The organism is Paenibacillus monticola, assembly GCF_009664975.1.
GTDB classification, from domain to species: domain Bacteria; phylum Bacillota; class Bacilli; order Paenibacillales; family Paenibacillaceae; genus Paenibacillus_AQ; species Paenibacillus_AQ monticola.
Map to the genome: position 1 here is coordinate 56997 of NZ_WJXB01000018.1, position 18751 is coordinate 75747.

The following is an 18751-nucleotide window of genomic DNA, read 5'->3' on the forward strand; positions in this document are numbered from 1 at the left end:
GATGCCAGTTTGCACGTCATTATTAACATTAGTTGGAGGTTGCGCAGCATTCCCTTAAAGTTTAGGTGTTTTTGCGGTAGGAGGTAGGAGAAACACCCTCATATTTGCGGAACTTGGCGTTAAAATAATCGGGGTTCATATAGCCAACCTTTTCAGCTACCTCATATACTTTCATGCCTTGCGCCAGAAACTGCTTGGCCTTCTCAATTCGCACTTTGTCCACGTACGTATTAAAATATTCACCCGTTGTGTTCTTGAACATTTTACCCAGATAAGCGCTGTTATAGTTAAACAACTCGGACAAAGTTTCCAGCTTCAGGTTCTCGTTGTAACGGCGATGAATCAGCTCGGTTATCTTCTTGACTTCATTACCCCGCCCTCCACTGCTCATCTGCCCGGCGATCTCCTCGAGAAAGGACACGGACTGCGCCTGCAGATCACTCAGATATAAGCTGTGGTAAAGCTCTCCAATCGGAGGCGAATGCTCTGCCGCGTAGGCGCGAATTTCCGGATAAGAGGGTTCCAGCCGGGCTAATACAGTACTGAGTATCCGTACAAATGTCTCTTTGATTCGCAGCTCTTCTCGGCCAAGCATCACCAGCTCCGTGCAGATTTCCTGCACTAAAGGCCCAATTACTGTAAGGCTTCCAGTCTCGACCGCGAGCAGCAACAGACTCTCCGCGTCCTGTCCCGCCTCCACGTTTGTCTTTATTGTGCCAGTGAGCAGCATTCCTGAAACATCCGCGCTAAGGATGAGCCCCTTCTGAAAAAAGAATGCTTTACGCAACAGTTCGCGAGCAATAATCAATGAACTTGCAGCCTCTTCTGGACGGAGTACTGCTCCTCCTGCCGCTGCTATGAAGTCATATCCGTTCTGGTGAATGATTACCAAGAGTTCCTTATACAACTTATCCCTGCTGTTGTTATCTTGCAGAGGTTCCTTCAGCAGCAACCCCATAAACGGCGGTAGTGTAAAGAATAGCTGTTCCTGATTTCCACAGAAATGCTGTTCCATTGTCGATCTAATTCTCTGCGTGTCCTCTTCACTAGCTTTAGCGGGTTCTATCAGCTCTATTAAGACTACTTCATAGTTGCCAGGTTCAAGTCCGAGCGCAGCTGTATACTTACTGGGATCGTTATTCCCCTCATCTCCTGTAGACGGTTGCAGCAATGCACGAAGCAGTGTTTCCTTGTTGCGTGCGGGTTCGGCCTGATTCCAGAGCGTAAACCGATCCTCTTGGTCAATCGTGTCCCGCAGCTGCTCCAGATAGGTTATCATTTCCTCTTCATCTACTGGCTTTAGTAGATAGCCATCAATTCGGTAGGCAATCGCTTGTTTGGCATATTCGAAATCAGCATGTCCGCTCAAAATAAGCACATGACTGCCAGAGCCTTCTTCCCGCAGTTCACCAATTAGCTCCAGCCCATCCATTCCAGGCATACGAATATCTACTACAATAAGCTCCGGGTAGTACGTATGATACTTTTCTAGAGCCTGAAGGCCGTTTGCCGCCGTAGCAACCACCGTATAACCAAGCGACTCCCAGGGTATAAGTGTTCTCAGACCCTCCCGCAGCTTCGGCTCATCATCAACGATCAATACTTTTATCATAGACTTAAGTCCTCCATTGGAATACGGAAGGAAATAATTGTTCCTTCATCAGGACGACTCTCTATCGTCAGTCCGTATTCTTCCCCGTATGATAGCTTTAAGCGGTCATGCACATTGCGCAGCCCAATCCGCTCACCTTCACGTTCCTCCTGAATATCCAGCCTGCTACGCAGCATATCCAACCTTTCCGAGGTCATTCCGACCCCGTTATCAGTGATCGTAAACAAGGCATAGTCTCCAGCCTGTTGTATCTCCACAGTAACAAACGCTCCTTCCATCTTGTTATCCAGTCCATGGATAACGGCATTCTCAACCAGAGGCTGCACAATAAGCGGCGGTATATAGAGCGACTCCGTAGCAGGATCTACGATAAATTGATATTTCAACCGCTCCTCATAGCGGAATTGCTGTATGTCCAAATAACAACGGACTACTTCCAATTCCTGCTTCAGCGGAATTTTGCTACGTCCTACCTCAAGACTACTGCGCATCATTTTGCCGAGTAGACGTACAACCCGGGCAATTTCCACCTGACCCTTCATATGGGCTTCCATACGAATGGATTCGAGCGCATTGAACAAAAAGTGCGGATTGATCTGGCTCGCCAGCATCTTGAACCGAATATCATTCTGCTTCTGCTCCAGCAGGCTGTTCTGTTCATTCGATTTCTGCACCTCAAGCATCAGATCATTGATGCTGCGAACCATGGCATTGAATTGGCGGGCCAGCAGACCAATCTCATCATTACCATCAATTTTGAGCGTAGTATCAAAATCTCCTGTACCGACCCGGTTAATGTGCTTGCTCAGATACATCACGCGACGTGAGAACAACGAAGAGAAGCTATAGATTAATAAAAAGGCCAATACAACACTTATAACGATGACCATAATAGCAAGCCTAATAATCCGATTCGGTTCCTTAACAATACTTTCGTTGGAGAAAACAGAGATGATCCGCAGCGCGTTGCGGCTGGACTGCGGCTTCAGCTCCTCAATTACAATTTTGGAAGCCTCGCCATCCACTACTGCTTCATAGCTGCCACTGCCCAGACCCATAAGCTTTGTATCAAAAGAGATATCGGCCAGCGTTTTGCCAGCCCTTTGCTTTCGGTTAGCTGCAATAATATTATTTTTATCGTCTACAATCATCGTTTCGAAGGACTCTTGCCCCAAAATGGAGTTAAGCTGGTTGCTATTCACATTGATAATCAGCACACCTGTTTTGGTGGAGCCCTCCAGCTCTATTTTGCGGATAAGGCTTAGATATTTAAGGTGGTCACGCTCATCCTCAATATATTCCCAGCCCACCAGACTATCATACCGCTGCGCTCTCTGATACCACTGGCTTGTCCGGACAGCAGTCGTGGGGTTGAGCAGTTCCCAGTTGTTGAGCAGAGTAGTATTGTCAGTGTATAATCGTATATTTGATATTTCTTTATATAATCTAAGATATTCGCGCATATCCGGATAATCCTGATAGGCCTCCACGACATCATAGGTACTCTCATATATACGAATCGCCAATTTCTTCAGCCGGGTATCATTATTCAAGCGGTAAGAAATATCCTGAGATACGTCTATTACTTCTTCTGTTCTCTTTTTAACCCGATCCACGTTAATTGAAGCCTGTTCAAGCGCGTTCTCAAACGCCATTGTCTTCATCTCGATGGTAAGATAACCACCTACAAGCAGCACCGGCAACATAGTAACTAGTAAAAAGGCCAACAGCAGCTTATTGCGTATTTTGATATCATTCAGCAGCTTGACCAACCGTTGGAACATCGTTCCGCCCCCCACAACCTTCTCTATCTCTTAACCAGGCATTCGCTGGCTAGAGATTACCCCTACTTTACAGAAGAACAATGAAAACGGCAACAAAGCCCTCCGCCATTAGCGAAAGGCTCTTCATATTGTGATGTGCAACAGGCATTCTATTGACGGTATGCTGCCAATTTGTTGTTCAGTTCACGGGTCTGACCGTACACTTCCTGAAAGAGGTCGAATAAGCCGTTATAAAGAGCTACCTGCTGTGGATTCGGTGTAAATACTTCGGCAGGGCGGATAAAAGCTTCTGCACATTCGCCAAGTGAGGCGAACCAACCACTGCCATAGGCTGCCAGCATTGCCGCTCCCATCGCCGGGCCCTGCTCACTCTCCAGCTTCACGATGGAAGCATTAAAAACATCTGCCTGCATCTGCAGCCAGGCCTCATTCTTGGCTCCGCCACCAATCGCCACGATTTCAGTGATTTCTTTGCCGGATGCCCGGACGATTTCAATCGATTCACGCAAGGAGAAGGTAATTCCCTCCAAAACTGCACGTGTGAAATGGGACAACGTATGTCCGGAATCCATACCGATGAAGCTTCCACGGATATTTGGGTCTGGATGTGGAGTACGCTCCCCAACAATATAAGGAGTGAAGAGCAGCCCCCCACTACCAGCCGGTATGGAATCTACACCTTTCAATAGTTCCTCAAAGCTTTTATCTGCAGCAAAGGTCTCTTTAAACCAGGTAAGGCTATATCCGGCAGCAAGGGTAACCCCCATAATGTAATAGGCATCCTTCTCACCGTGATTAAAGAAATGGACTTTCCCTTCTAAATTCAAATCCTTGTTCGTCTCGTAGGAGAGCACAACACCGGATGTACCAATACTGCACATGGTGCGGCCTTCACCCAGAATACCTGCACCCAGTGCGCCGCAAGCATTATCTGCACCACCGGCAAAAACCTTCGTTGAAGGCAAAAGTCCAGATGCCGCAGCAATCTCAGGCAGCAGCGTGCCAGTCAGATCAAAGGACTCCACTAGTTTCGGGCAAAGTGAGAGTGGCAAGGAGAAGGCTTCAGCAATTTCAGCACTCCATACTTTGGATCCAACATCGAGCAACAACGTGCCGGCAGCATCGGAATAATCCATGGCATAGTCACCGGTTAAACGGTAACGCACATAATCCTTCGGCAGGAGGAACAGGGCGGCTTGAGACAATATCTCAGGCTCATTCTCCTGCACCCAAAGAATCTTCGGCAGCGTGAAGCCTTCAAGCGCAGCGTTTCGGGCAATCTCCAATAGCTTCGGTCCAAGTGTACGCTCAATTTTCCGGCACTGTGCTGTAGTGCGAGTATCATTCCAGAGGATGGCCGGGCGTAGAACTGTACCCTCTTTATCTACCAGCACCAGTCCGTGCATTTGTCCCGAGAAGCTTAGACCGTCTACCTGTGAAGGGTCCACTCCTGAAGTCTCGATTAAACGGTGCAGGCTGACAATCGTACCTTCAACCCAATCCTCAGGATTCTGTTCACTCCAGTTTGGCTGAGGTCTACTAAGTGGATAAGCCTCAGAATGCTCAAAAGCTACCTTTCCCTGCGGGTCTACCAGAACCGTCTTCACTGCACTGGTACCCAGATCGACGCCGATAACATATTTCATATTAATCCTCCTACAATTTTTGTTAGGATAATCTTCATTGAATTGCTTCGTACAAAAATCACTTCGTAAGCATCTGCTTAATTTTTATGGAGCATTGCTACTTGGAATACTTCGTCATAAAAATCGCTTCGTAAGCATTCACTTAGTTTTGTTAGGATAATCTTCATTGAATTGCTTCGTACAAAAATCACTTCGTAAGCATCTGCTTAATTTTTATGGAGCCTCACCCCAAGAAAAGGGGTTGCCGAAGAATGCTCTCTTCAGCAACCCCCGTTGCGGTTGTATCGTGCTAGTACTACTCAGCGAAAATGTATTGATTCAAGACTGCTCTCAGATATTCTTGACGACCGGATTCATTAGGGCGCGGGTTCTCATTGTTCAAGGCATAATCAGCCAATGAAGCCAGAGTAGCTTTGCCGGATACGATATCGGCGCCAACACCTTCAGTAAAGCTGCTGTAGCGTTTGTCGATAAAGTTCTCGAATACGCGGTCTTCGATCAATTTAGCGGCTACTTTCAAGCCTTTAGCATAAGTATCCATACCAGCGATGTGACCCAAGAACAGATCTTCAGGCTCGAAGGATGGGCGACGTACTTTGGAGTCAAAGTTAATTCCGCCTTTGCCCAGACCATCATTCTTCAATACTTCATACATTGCCAAGGTTGCATCATAAATGTTAACTGGGAATTCATCTGTGTCCCAGCCCAGAAGCGGATCACCTTGGTTCGCATCAAGCGATCCCAACATGCCATTGATACGAGCTACACGAATCTCATGTTCAAACGTATGACCAGCAAGGGTTGCATGGTTACCTTCAAGATTCAGTTTGAAGTGTTTGTCGAGATTATATTTCTGCAAGAATGCAATAGTTGTAGCTGCATCGAAATCATATTGGTGTTTAGTTGGTTCCTTAGGTTTCGGCTCGATCAGGAATTGGCCATCATAACCAATCTCTTTCGCGTAGTCGATAGCCAGGTGGAACAGACGAGCGATGTTATCTTGCTCCAATCCCATGTCTGTGTTCAACAGCGTTTCGTAACCTTCACGTCCGCCCCAGAATACATAGTTCTCAGATCCAAGAAGTTTACCAACATCCAGACCTTTCTTCACTTGTGCAGCCGCATGAGCAAATACATCTGCGTTGCAAGTGGAGCCTGCACCATGCACATAACGTGGATTCGTGAACATATTCGCTGTATTCCACAGCAATTTCTTGCCGGAAGTCTTCATGCCTTGAGCGAGAATATCTACGATGGTATCAATGTTTTTATAGAACTCGCGAAGACTTGCGCCTTCAGGTGCGATATCCACATCGTGGAAGCAGTAGAATGGCAGATCCATTTTTTCCATGAATTCAAAAGCTGCTTCAGCGCGAGCCTTAGCCTTATCCAGAACGGATAAATGATTCCAACTGCGAACTGCCGTTTCAGCGCCGAATTGATCAGCACCGCCAGCAGTTAATGTATGCCAATAAGCCATTGAAAAACGCATGTGCTCTTCCATTGTTTTTCCAGCAACGATTTCCTTAGGGTTGTAAGATTTAAAGGCATAAGGGTTTGTGGAACGGCTTCCCTCGTAAGAGATCTTGTTCACTGTTTCAAAATAAGCCATTGTGTAATCCTCCTCATATTGTGCTCGCCCGCAAGCGTTTACAGGACCATCTTAACATATCTTTTAGACTTTGTATATTGGTTAAACAAAGTTTTGGGCAACTTTTATTTGTCTATTTCTTGTCTTTCGCATCAAATATAATCGACTTTGTATCACCCCAGTCTCTGTTTATTATTAGCATACAATTCCCTGGTATTCCCTAGCCTATGCGTAGGCATATTGCAATTTCCAGCACATCACTCTAGACTAAGTGGCATAACGACAAATGAGAACGTTGCCAAGAAGGATGTGTCATTCGTGAAAGTTACCGGGGATCAGGCGCTGGTTAAAAAAATAAATAAATCCATTATATTACATACTATTCGAAGACACTCTCCACTCTCTCGTGCCAGAGTATCGGAGATGACCGGACTTAATAAAGCCACTGTCTCCAATCTGGTGGCCGAGCTGTGCGGACAAGAACTAGTGACAGAAGTTGGACCTGGAGAATCCAGCGGCGGCCGTAAACCGCTTATTTTGAACTTCAACGCTATGGCTGGCAGTGTAATCGGCATAGAGCTGCGGGTGAAGCAGTTAACTGCTGTCCTCTGCGACTTGGGTGGCAGCATTCTTCACGAAAGCGATTTCTCTCTCGAAGCTCATGAATTGCCGTACGTCCTGGAACAGATGAGAATTCTTATCTCCGATCTAATTGCCAAAGCTCCTGCTACACCTTATGGCATCGTGGGGATTGGTGTCGGTGTACCTGGGATGGTAGATGAGCAGGGTGTTGTGTTATTCGCCCCCAATCTTGGCTGGGAAATGGTCAATCTGCGGGCACTGCTGGAGCATGAATTCTCCGTACCGGTCACTATTGATAACGAAGCCAATGCAGGTGCACAGGGTGAATTAAACTTTGGGGCAGCACGGGATGTGCGCCATTTACTGTATATCAGTGCGGGTTCTGGGATCGGTTCTGGGATCATTATTGGTGGTGAGCTCTATAAGGGAGCGCGTGGGTATGCTGGAGAGACTGGACATATGAGCATTGAAGCCAAAGGTAAGCCTTGCAGCTGTGGAAGTCGAGGCTGTTGGGAGCTGTACGCCTCGGAGAAAACCTATGATAATCCAGGCCTTACATTGCCTGCACGCACGACTCCCGAGCTGGTACGCTATGCAGCCAATGGACAAGAGGATGCCTTGCGCCACTTCTCGTTCATAGGTGAGTATCTAGGCATTGGAGTAACCAATCTGATTAACAGCTTCAATCCGGAGCTCATTGTCATCGGTGGGGCTTTATCGGAAGCTGAGGAATGGTTGGGAGAGCCGCTGCGCAGAGTGGTCGCGGAGCGCACACTTCCTTATCACAAGCAGCAGTTGGAGATTACATTCTCCAAGCTGGGTAGCCGTGGAACGATGATTGGTGCCGGCTTCTCGGCCGTTATGCACTTTCTTGGAAATATCCGGGTAACCCTATAAATAAATCGACGATAAATTGACGCAATTAGAGGGTGGCAAGATGCAGCAAAAAGATTCCTAATCCTATATAATGAAGGTCATAGCAGTGTGACATTTATCACCAAAACACCTTTTTCTGAAATGGAGAGAGCGCTCATGACCTATGTGGATACATCGGATATTTCGGCACGGATGTTCATCACTGTGCTGCTATTTCTACTCATTATTGCTCCTTTGATTAGCCTTGGCGTGCTGCGCTTGTTTCAGTCCAGGAAGAAATCGGGATTCATGCTCATTGGCGGCGGTATTGCCGTATATGTCTTCTTTCAGATCATTACTTCCTTGACACAAGCTTGAGATAATCGTAAAAAGGCCGCCTCCAGAACATACTGGAGGCAGCCTTTTTAGTGTATATGCAAAGATTAATGAATGAATTATACAGTCGCAAGGGCCTTATCGAACTGCGTCTTGTTCATGCCTACGATTTTGTATTCGCCGATCACAGTTATGGGCACAGCTCTCATTCCCATATCCCATACCTGCTGTGCGTAATCATCATTCTGCTCAATATTGCGTTCTTCGTAAGCAATACCTTTGTCGCTCAAAAAGCTCTTTACCTGACGGCAATGCGGACAATTAGTTGATGTATACACAATTACGTTCTCCATGTTATTACCTCCTGAAAGTTTTGTGGAACTATACTTCTTATTTTACAAGATTACTGCGCTATGCTCCAGGCTCTCGATGTATTTCTCCGCGTCCATAGCGGCCATACAACCGCTGCCTGCTGCGGTAATTGCTTGTTTATAGCGAGTATCCTGCACGTCACCACAAGCGAATACACCCGGAATGTTCGTCTCGGAACTGCCTGGATTCGTAACGATATAACCATTCTCATCCGTTGTAATCTGGCTGCCTAGGAAAGCTGTATTAGGATGATGGCCAATAGCTACGAATACACCGCTAGCTTCGATAAATTCTTCTTGGCCTGTCTCGTTATTAAGCACTTTAAGCCCGTTCACGCCTTTGTCACCAGAGGTTACTTCCAGCGGCGTACGGTTCAAGCCCCAAACTACTTTGGCATTATCGCGGACACGATCCTGCATAATTTTGGAAGCACGCAGTTCGCCACGGCGGTGCACAAGGGTTACCTTGGATGCAAAACGAGTCAAGAAACCAGCTTCCTCGAGCGCTGAATCTCCGCCGCCAACAACCACGATTTCTTTGCCACGGAAAAAGAATCCGTCACAGGTAGCACAAGTGCTGACACCACGTCCTATATTGTCCTGCTCCCCGGGAATACCCAGGTATTTAGCCGTAGCACCCGTGGAAAGAATTAGAGTATCTGTCTCAAGAACGCCCAACCCTTCAACAGTCAGCTTGAACGGACGCTCTCCCAATTCGACGCTGTTCACCCAGCCTGTGCGGAATACCGCTCCAAAGCGTTCAGCCTGCTTGCGCATATTATCCATTAAATCTGGACCCATAATCCCTTCAGGAAACCCTGGGAAATTCTCAACTTCCGTTGTGGTGGTCAATTGACCGCCTGGTTGGGGTCCTTCTATAACCAGCGGGCTCAGATTAGCCCGTGCTAAGTAGATGGCTGCAGTCAATCCGGCCGGCCCGGTGCCAACAATAATTGATTTATACATAATGATATCCTCCTTGGAATGACGGCAATGACGTCGTTGCTTATTTAAAATAATTATAATCTAGTACTAATTATGATAACAGAAGATGAATATGTCAATATGCCAGACTCCAAAAACTAATTTATTTTGTGAACAATTTAATTTTAAGTGATTAATTGACGGTATTAGATTGATTAGAGCCTCTTTTTTTAGCGCAAAAGTCTTAATCCATTCAGGATAACGAGTATCGTGCTGCCTTCATGACCGATTACACCAAATGGAAGAGCGATCCCCTGAACAAAGTTGCTGATCATGAGCACCGTGATTACCGATACAGCAAAAATCATATTTTGCTTCACAATGCGCTGCGAACGTCGAGCTAAGGAAACTGTCGAGGCAATCTCCTCGATATTGTCATTCATTAACACTACATCTGCGATCTCCAGCGCCGCTCCACTGCCCTTCATTCCCATTCCTATCCCAACTGTCGCTGTCGCTAGTGCCGGAGCATCATTTACACCATCACCAACCATAACCACATGACCATACTGTTCACGCAGTGCTTTAATTTGAATGACTTTATCCTCCGGCAAAAGATCAGCAAATACAAGATCGACTCCTGTCTTCCCAGCAATCACTTGGGCCGTAGCTGCTCTATCTCCCGTCAGCATTGCTACTTTGATCCCAAGCGCCTGCAGCTTCCGTACGGCAGCTGCGGCTTGTGGACGCACGGTGTCCTGTAGAGCAATCATCCCCGCAACTTGATCGTCAGTCAGAATAATGGAGACCGTCTTACCTTCGCTCTCCAACTGCTGCCGTAATGATCTCCAGTACTCAAGTCCAGCACCTTCTGAACTCTTGACCAACTCATCCAGCAGATTCGATTTACCGATCTTCCAGAGTTGTCCGTCAATCTCCCCTTCAATTCCCCAGCCCGTTATCGATTTGCTCTCCAGCACACCATGCAGCTCCAGATTTTCTTCCGCAGCCTTACGCACAACCGCTTCCGCCAGTGGATGGCGCGACATATTCTCAATAGATGCGCTGATCGCCAGCAGTTCATTACGATCATATCCATCGCCTGCAATAAAGTCTGTTACCTGAGGAGTTCCCTCTGTGAGCGTACCTGTCTTATCAAAGGCGACAACAGACGTCCGGGCCATATTCTCCAAATGTACTCCGCCTTTAAATAGAATCCCTTTGCGCGCACTTTTGGAAATGGCGGAGAGCATAGCCGGCATAATGGAGGAGACCAAGGCACACGGAGAAGCCACTACGAGAAACACCATAGCTTTGTAGAACGTAGCGCTCCAGCTCCAGTCCAGCAGAAGTGGGGGCAGCGTGATAAGCAACAGTGTAGCTGCTACAACTACCCGCGCATAAATAGCCTCCAGACGTTTAATAAAGCGCTGGGAATCCGGTAATTCCGTTTCTGCTTCTTCGACCATCTTGATGATTTTGGCAAAAAGAGTATTCTCAGCTGATTTTGTTACTTCAATATATAGCGGGCCTTCACCATTAACCGTACCTGCAAAAACTTCGCTGCCTGTTGATTTCTCTATGGGCAGTGATTCCCCAGTGATGGAGGCTTGATCCACAGAAGACTCTCCCTGACATACCTTGCCGTCAGCGGGAATTAACTCGCCTGGACGCACGAGCAACAGATCACCGATTACGAGCAGGTCAATAGCAACCTCACTCATGGCCCCTTTTTCAATCCGCACTGCTGTTGCCGGCTTTAGCGCCATTAGTGAAGAAATATCTTTTTTGCTGCGCTCCATGGTATAGCTTTCCAGTGCACCGCTCAGCGCAAAGATAAAGATCAGCATAGCTCCTTCATTCCAATAACCGATCGAGGCAGCGCCCAAAGCAGCGGCTATCATCAGCAGGTTCACGTCGAGATCACGCTCCTTGACCAGCAGCTCTACGCCTTCCTTGGCCTTACTCCAACCTCCAAGCGTATAGGAGATCACATATATTACAATGGACAGAATTTCTGACCAACCGCCAACTGCCCAGGCAATAAGCATAAGCGCCCCGCTACCAAGTGCAGCCTGCATTTCCGAGTTGCTCAGCATGGCGATCGGATCGAATCTGCGCGGCTGCGGAGTACGCGGTTGCTGTGTCCCTCCTGAGAGCGCCTTGTGATGTGGTAGTTGTCTGGATGTTGTTTGCATTGTTATCACCTTTCTTAGTGAGAATGAGAGCCATTATTAACAGCCCTAAAATGACACATGCTGCCCCGGCTTAGCCGGGACAGCATGATAAACGAATATGGGTAATGAGAATGATAATCATTGTTGCAATGATGCAAATATTTTTCCTCGATGCAACTTATACTTATAATATAACACCAATAACTGAAATGTAAACCCGTGGATAAGCCTCTTTACAATTTAAATTGTTGAACCATTCGATTTAAATTCTCTGCCAGAACGGCTTGATTCTGTGAAGCCTTGGTAATCTCCTGAATCGCCTGAACCGACTCATTCACACTTATTAATATTTCATTAGAACTAGCAACCGATTGCTCTGCGGTCGCTGATACATTCTCAATGGCTTGTTTAATTTCATTGATTGTCATATTGACGGTGTACATGGAATCCCCAATATCCGAAGAAATTGCATAAAACTCGACGGCGTCCTCACCGTATTGCTTGCCTGTATCTACAAAAGAGTCATAGTCCGGTTTAACTTTATCATCAATAAAGCTTAGTACATCCTGAGCATTACTAGATAAATTGTTAAATGCTTGTTGAACACGCCCTGTCACCTCTTGAATACTCTTGACGGTAGAAGAAGATTTCTCCGCTAATTTTCTAACTTCATCAGCCACGACTGCAAATCCTCTACCGTGTTCTCCCGCTCTTGCTGCCTCTATGGCTGCATTCAGGGCGAGCAGATTGGTCTGACTGGCAATATTCTCGATTTCATCGGCCATGATCTTCACCTCGTTAACCACTGCGCCTTCTTCAATTGCTCTCAAGATGCTTGTTTGCTTTTCCAAATACAATTTATTCGCAGTCTTCGAGCTGATTTCAGCATTGCTTCTCACTTGCTTGGCATTAACCTCGATATTCTTGGCCATCTCATTTCCTTGTTGTGCTCTTGCTGTTACTTCAGCCACATTTCCAGCGATCGTTTCTGTAGTCGCATTAACCTCTTCTGTCGTTGCACTTAATTGCACAGCTCCTAAGGAGACATATCTTACTGATTCGTCGACAATTTCCATTTTCGCTGAGATTTCTTCGGTTGTAGCAAATAGCTCTTCACTGGTGGCGCTAATATCAGTAGCACTATCTGATATTTCTCGAATCACCATTTTCAAACTTGTAATAGCCTTATTTAGAGCTTTAGCTAAGCCACCAATCTCATCCTTTGTATCAATATCCACAGTATGTGTTAAATCATTGGCTCCAAGGGCTTCCGCAACAAGCAATACCTTCTTGATCTGCTTAGCGATTGTGATTGAGATAAATAAACCTAAGGCAATAGCAACCAATAATCCCAGCAAAGTAATTACTATAATTAGCGTAAAGGCTTTATGATACGCTGTTTCACTATCGTCAAAATCGGTTTTTGCCATATCGCTGGCTAGCTTAATCTCTTTGTCCAGAATTACAATCATATCTGTTCTGAGCTTTGAGTAAGCTGGAAATAATTCATTCGCTCCCACATAGTTGCCGGCATCCACCTGTTTGATGATTTCCATTCTGCTTGTCCGATTAATATCAAGCAACTTTTCAAATTCGGCAAATTGTGTCCTATCCAGTTCGGTTGTAATGGTAGGTTTATAATCTTTAACATACTGATCTATTTCCGCTCTTTGAGTTATCATTTCGTCTTCTTTTGCTTGCAACTCGGCTTTATGGGTAGGATCAATTGTTACCAGCATATCTGCTCTAATTTGTGCAAGGTTCACCTTTATGCTAGTCAGACTTTGAATACCTACCAAATCGATATTATAAATATTTTCCATATTTCTATCTATCTTTTTCATATTATAGATTCCAATCACTCCAACAATACCTATAAACAAGGAAACAATCATAAACGCCGACAACAATTTCCGGATCATCTTCATATTATTAAACCATTTCATACTTTCCCACTCCCTAAGTTTGCTTTCTAAACACAGTCTAGAATAGAATTCTAGCAGGATTATGACAGACTTATGTAAGAAAAATAAAAAAGCCTGAATCTCGATTACGGATTCAGGCGGATCAACATTCACAATTTAAACTGTTTAACCATAGTATTCAGATTCTCCGCCAAGACGGCTTGGCTCTGTGAAGCCTTGGTAATGTCTTGAATGGCTATAACTGATTCATTTACACTGGCCAATATTTCCTGTGAGCTGGCCACCGATTGTTCTGCGGTCGCTGATACATTCTCAATAGCTTGTTTAATTTCATTAATTGTTATATTAACAGTGTGCATTGAATCTCCAATATCCAAGGAGATTGCAGAAAACTCTACCGCATCCTCACCATATTGCTTGCCTGTATCTACAAAGATGTCATAATCCGGCTTAACTTGATTATCAATAAAGCTTAATACATCCTGGGCATTACTCGAAAGATTGTTAAAGGCTTGTTGCACCCGTCCAGTGACTTCTTGGATACTCTTGACCGTTGAGGAAGATTTCTCAGCCAACTTTCTAACTTCATCAGCCACGACTGCAAATCCTCTACCATGTTCTCCTGCTCTTGCTGCTTCAATGGCTGCATTCAGGGCGAGTAGATTGGTCTGACTGGCAATATTTTCGATTTCATCGGCCATAATCGTAACTTCGTTAACTACCAAACCTTCTTCAATTGCTTTTAGGATACTGACTTGCTTTGCTAAATACAACTCATTTGCAGTCTTAGAGCTGGTTTCGGCACTTCTTCTCACTTGTTTGGCGTTAACTTCGATATTTTTGGCCATCTCGTTTCCTTTGCGTGTTCTTTCCGTTACGTTAGCCACATTCTCAGCAATAGTTTCTGTGGTCGCATTGACTTCCTCTGTGGTGGCACTTAATTGTACAGCCCCTAAAGATACTTGTCTTACTGCATCATCTACGATCTCCATCTTCGCCGAGATTTCTTCGGTTGTAGCAAACAACTCTTCACTGGTGGCGCTAATATCAGTAGCGCTGTCCGCGATTTCTCCAATCACCTTTTTCAGACTCGTTATGGCCTTATTTAAAGCTTTTGCTAAACTACCGATCTCATCCTTTGTATCAATATCCACCGTTTGGGTTAAGTCATTTGCTCCAAGGGCTTCCGCAACAACCAGAACCTTCTTCAACTGCTTAGCGATGGTTATCGAGATATATAACCCTAAGGCAATAGCAATCAATAATCCCAGAGCAATGATTACTATAATTTGTGTAAAGGCTTTACTATAAGATGTATTACTATCGTCAAAATCGGTTTTGGCCATATCAGTGGCTAATTTAATCTCTTTGTCCAAAAATACAATCATATCCGTTCTGAGTTTTGAGTAAGCTGGAAATAATTCATTTGCTTTAACATAGTTTCCGGCGTCAACCTGTTTGATTATTTCCGTTCTGCTTACCCGATTAACCTCAAACAATTTTTCAAATTCGGCAAATTGTATTTTATCTAATTCGGTTGTAATGGTAGGTTTATAATCTTTAATGTACTGTTCTATTTCCGCTCTTTGAGTTATCATTTCGTCTTTTTTTGTCTGTACCTCGGCTTTGTGGGTAGGATCAATCGTTACCAGCATATCTGCTATAATTTGTGCCAGGTTCAGCTTAATGTTAATGAGACTTTCAACACCCACCAAATCGATATTATAAATTTCGTCTGTATTCTTATTTATTTTTTTCATATTATTGATCCCTACCACTCCAACAATACCAATAAACAAGGAAACAACCAGAAACGCCGACAACAATTTTTGGATCATTTTCAAATTATGAAACCATCTCATGCTTTCCCACTCTTCAAATTTAAGATCATACTAAAATTCCCAAAGTAATTATAAAGCTCTCATTTCAACGTCCCTATCTGCTTTCTAAAGTTAGTTTAGAAGAGAATCCTAGTAGGATTATGATAGATTTATGAATAAAAAATAAAAAAACACAAAAATAAAAAAGCTCAAACTATTCACCGTTTGAGCTTCCCTATTGGGTGAAAATTGACAACTTTAAGACCCTACTAATGGATTGTATCAACAAAGAAGAACTAGCAGCAATGACTACGGAAGGCAGCTGTCATTGTCTACTGCTTGCGCCAGCATCCACGCCATCCTGCCGGGCCATCCAGATCAGGCAGGCCGCTCTAAGCAGCGCTTCAGTCCGCTGATCTGCGGTGCAAAAGATGCCGTTCAGGCCGATCCGGTACAGATCGGCCAAAGCAACCGCCGCCGGTGCCCCCGCGGCGAGCAAGGTCGCCGCCGGCTTCACTCGTCGCACGGCGGCCAGGATATCCCCCGCCGCCTGGGCGAAGCCCTCGGCGGCGGTATCCTCCGGCGCGGGCTCGCTCGCCGCGCCGTCCAGCACGAGGAAATCGGCGATGCGCGCGATTTCCCCGGCGGTGGCGTGCGGGACATCGGGGGCGATCAGCGCCCCGATGCGGCACGCCGCCGCATAAGCGTGGCCGAGCGTCTGTTCGGCCACCTCTTCGACGAATTCGCGTGTATCCGCGAATTCGGCTGCGCTGGCGGGATAGGGAGCCAGCAGGTCGAGGCGGCTGTCGCCACCACGCCGTTGGCTCTCCGCCACCTCAGTGAACAGCGCTTCAAGCTGCGCATCTTGAAGTGCAGCAAGCCTTGCCGGCTGCGCAGCTAGCTCCGGCGTATACAACAGGGTGACGATGGTCCAGTCACCCTCCGGAGATTCAAGCAGCGCCGCTGCCTCAGCCCGCAGCCGATAATATATCCGCTGCAGAACCCGTTCGCCTTGCCTTTCGTCATCGCAGGCTAGCCAGCTGTCCAGAAGGATAGCAAGCTCTGGAGTGCGCAGCCATTCCTCGCTGCGCACCAGAATAGGGCCAGCGGGGGACCCACTCTCCCCTCGAGGAGCCGGGCACTCTTCTCGCCCTTCTCGCAGCACCAGAAATGCTGGCTCCGCAGCGACAGAGTTAAAATAAGTACGTTTCAGCTGTCCCGTTGCTTCCCAGCGTTGCCCTCCGGTGATGATAAATTCAGCCGCGGCTGAGGCCACTGAGCTAGATTGACTCAGCTCTACCCCTGCTGCCCGATCACCAATAGTATAGTTTAACGAGCGCTCTTCATTGCCCCAGAAACCATCCTGCTGACGTTCACCCTTCATCTCCGCACCCACCTTTTTGGCTTTGGATTCCTGCCGGCTGTTACATTTAGTCAATACAATGTCAGCGGCATTAATAATGCTTCGTTTATAAATACGGGGATCGCGGCAGAAATATGCAAGCGGTATCAAATGAATGGTATTCTTCGAGAAATATAAGGATAAGTTATCGTGTATAAATTCTTATATTTCAAAAAAGGCATCCCTGCTGTGCTTTCGCACAAACGAGAGATGCCTTTCCTCAATGTTATGATTCTATTGCTTACTGGCAGCGATGGCCTGCTCCAAATCATACAAAATATCATCAATCGACTCCGTGCCGATAGACAAACGCAGCAACTCCGGTGTTACCCCTGCTGAGCTTTGTTCTTCAGCGGAAAGCTGCTGATGGGTAGTGCTGGCCGGATGAATAATCAGCGACTTCGAATCGCCGACATTCGCCAAATGGGAGAACAGCTTCACATTCTCAATCAACCGGCGTCCGGCGTCACTTCCACCCTTAATTCCGAAGGTAAGAATCGCTCCCTGACCTTTAGGTAAATACTTTTGTGCCAGCTTATAGGATGGATGACTTGGCAGCCCGGCATAGCTAACCCACTCCACATCCTCATGCGCTTCCAGATATTGTGCCACCTTCAGCGCATTCTGGCTATGGCGCTCCAGACGCAGGTGGAGTGTTTCCAGACCCTGCAATAACAACCAAGAATTAAAGGGTGAAATAGCCGCTCCCAGGTCACGCAACAATTGAACACGAGCTTTAATAATATAAGCAATCGGGCCCATTGCCTCCGTATACACAATGCCATTATAGCTTGGGTCTGGCTCCGTCAACCCAGGAAATCGGCCACTGGCCTTCCAGTCGAACTTTCCGCTATCCACTATGATGCCACCGATTGATGTTCCATGTCCCCCGATAAATTTGGTTGCTGAATGCACCACAATATCAGCCCCATGTTCAATCGGACGCAGCAGATACGGACTCGGGAACGTGTTGTCCACAATGAGTGGAATTCCATACTCATGAGCGATGGCCGCCACTGCCTCAATATCCAGCACATTTCCTTGCGGATTACCAATCGTTTCGGCGAACAATGCTTTCGTCTTATCTGTGATCGCACTGCGGAAATTCTCCGGATTATCCGAATCCACAAAATGTACTTTGATCCCGAGCTTAGGCAGTGTTGTAGAGAATAAATTATACGTACCACCATAAAGACTGGCTGCTGATACAATTTCATCTCCGGCCCCGGCAATATTTAGAATGGAGAAGGAGATAGCCGCTGCCCCGGAAGCCGTCGCAAGCGCACCCGCCCCGCCTTCGAGTGCGGCTAGCCGCTGCTCGAACACATCTGTAGTCGGATTCATCAGCCGCGTATAGATGTTGCCGAATTCTTTAAGTCCAAACAGGTTAGCAGCGTGCTCAGCATCCCGGAAACCATAGGAGGTTGTCTGATACAGCGGCACTGCACGAGCAAAAGTAGTTGGATCAATCTCTTGGCCTGCGTGAATAGCCAATGTTTCAAACGACAGCTTGCGGTCTTCTGACATAGGTATTTCCTCCCCAAATTATGAATAATAGCAATCTTTGACATCCAAGAATTGTAACCATTCTCTCACAAACAAGGTCATTTGAAAAGATAAATTCTCATTATTCCGGTGTGGATTATTATATTTATTAAAAAATAAGCGAACTAGAACAACAAGAGATAATCAGAGCGCTTACATAAATTACTGTAGTTGTGTGAAT

The 18751-nt window shown here is 46.2% G+C and carries 13 protein-coding genes; 2 read left to right on the forward strand and 11 right to left on the reverse strand.

Going from position 1 to position 18751, the window contains the following annotated elements; translation table 11 throughout:
* Positions 1–61: 61 nt before the first annotated feature.
* The 4 genes from GJB61_RS28880 to xylA form a co-directional block, all read right to left on the reverse strand.
* Positions 62–1612: a response regulator transcription factor gene (locus GJB61_RS28880; protein ID WP_154122501.1), complete on the reverse strand. Its 1551-nt coding sequence runs from the start codon at positions 1610–1612 to the stop codon at positions 62–64.
* On the reverse strand, positions 1609–3396 hold the full coding sequence (locus GJB61_RS28885) for a sensor histidine kinase (RefSeq protein ID WP_154122502.1): 1788 nt from the start codon (positions 3394–3396) through the stop codon (positions 1609–1611). Before GJB61_RS28885 ends, GJB61_RS28880 begins: the two co-directional genes overlap by 4 nt.
* Positions 3397–3545: 149 nt before the next feature.
* The gene (gene xylB, locus GJB61_RS28890) at positions 3546–5042 is read right to left on the reverse strand and encodes a xylulokinase (RefSeq protein ID WP_154122503.1); all 1497 of its coding nucleotides are present in this window, start codon (positions 5040–5042) and stop codon (positions 3546–3548) included.
* Between the two features lie 295 nt (positions 5043–5337).
* On the reverse strand, positions 5338–6654 hold the full coding sequence (xylA, locus tag GJB61_RS28895) for a xylose isomerase (protein WP_154122504.1): 1317 nt from the start codon (positions 6652–6654) through the stop codon (positions 5338–5340).
* 297 nt (positions 6655–6951) lie between these two features.
* On the opposite strand from xylA, the gene GJB61_RS28900 reads away from it, so the two are divergent.
* Positions 6952–8112: an ROK family protein gene (locus GJB61_RS28900; RefSeq protein WP_338116187.1), complete on the forward strand. Its 1161-nt coding sequence runs from the start codon at positions 6952–6954 to the stop codon at positions 8110–8112.
* A 135-nt stretch (positions 8113–8247) separates the two neighbouring features.
* Entirely contained in the window at positions 8248–8448 is a 201-nt protein-coding gene (locus tag GJB61_RS28905; RefSeq protein ID WP_154122506.1) for a hypothetical protein, read from the forward strand.
* A gap of 77 nt (positions 8449–8525) precedes the next feature.
* Here the strand turns inward: GJB61_RS28905 and GJB61_RS28910 are convergent, their stop codons facing one another.
* The 7 genes from GJB61_RS28910 to GJB61_RS28940 form a co-directional block, all read right to left on the reverse strand.
* A complete protein-coding gene (locus GJB61_RS28910; RefSeq protein ID WP_154122507.1) occupies positions 8526–8759 on the reverse strand; it encodes a glutaredoxin family protein in 234 nt (77 codons plus the stop codon).
* A 42-nt stretch (positions 8760–8801) separates the two neighbouring features.
* Positions 8802–9743 (reverse strand): thioredoxin-disulfide reductase, encoded by a 942-nt coding sequence (gene trxB / locus GJB61_RS28915; RefSeq protein WP_154122508.1) that lies wholly within the window; start codon positions 9741–9743, stop codon positions 8802–8804.
* A gap of 188 nt (positions 9744–9931) precedes the next feature.
* Complete coding sequence (locus tag GJB61_RS28920; RefSeq protein ID WP_154122509.1) at positions 9932–11899, reverse strand: heavy metal translocating P-type ATPase; 1968 nt, start codon at positions 11897–11899, stop codon at positions 9932–9934.
* 212 nt (positions 11900–12111) lie between these two features.
* The gene (locus GJB61_RS28925; protein ID WP_154122510.1) at positions 12112–13824 is read right to left on the reverse strand and encodes a methyl-accepting chemotaxis protein; all 1713 of its coding nucleotides are present in this window, start codon (positions 13822–13824) and stop codon (positions 12112–12114) included.
* Between the two features lie 128 nt (positions 13825–13952).
* Complete coding sequence (locus GJB61_RS28930; protein WP_154122511.1) at positions 13953–15665, reverse strand: methyl-accepting chemotaxis protein; 1713 nt, start codon at positions 15663–15665, stop codon at positions 13953–13955.
* Between the two features lie 283 nt (positions 15666–15948).
* The gene (locus GJB61_RS28935; RefSeq protein WP_229522515.1) at positions 15949–17136 is read right to left on the reverse strand and encodes a hypothetical protein; all 1188 of its coding nucleotides are present in this window, start codon (positions 17134–17136) and stop codon (positions 15949–15951) included.
* 123 nt (positions 17137–17259) lie between these two features.
* Positions 17260–18552, reverse strand: coding sequence for a homocysteine synthase (locus GJB61_RS28940; RefSeq protein WP_154122513.1), 1293 nt, complete (start codon positions 18550–18552; stop codon positions 17260–17262).
* Between the last annotated feature and the right edge of the window lie 199 nt (positions 18553–18751).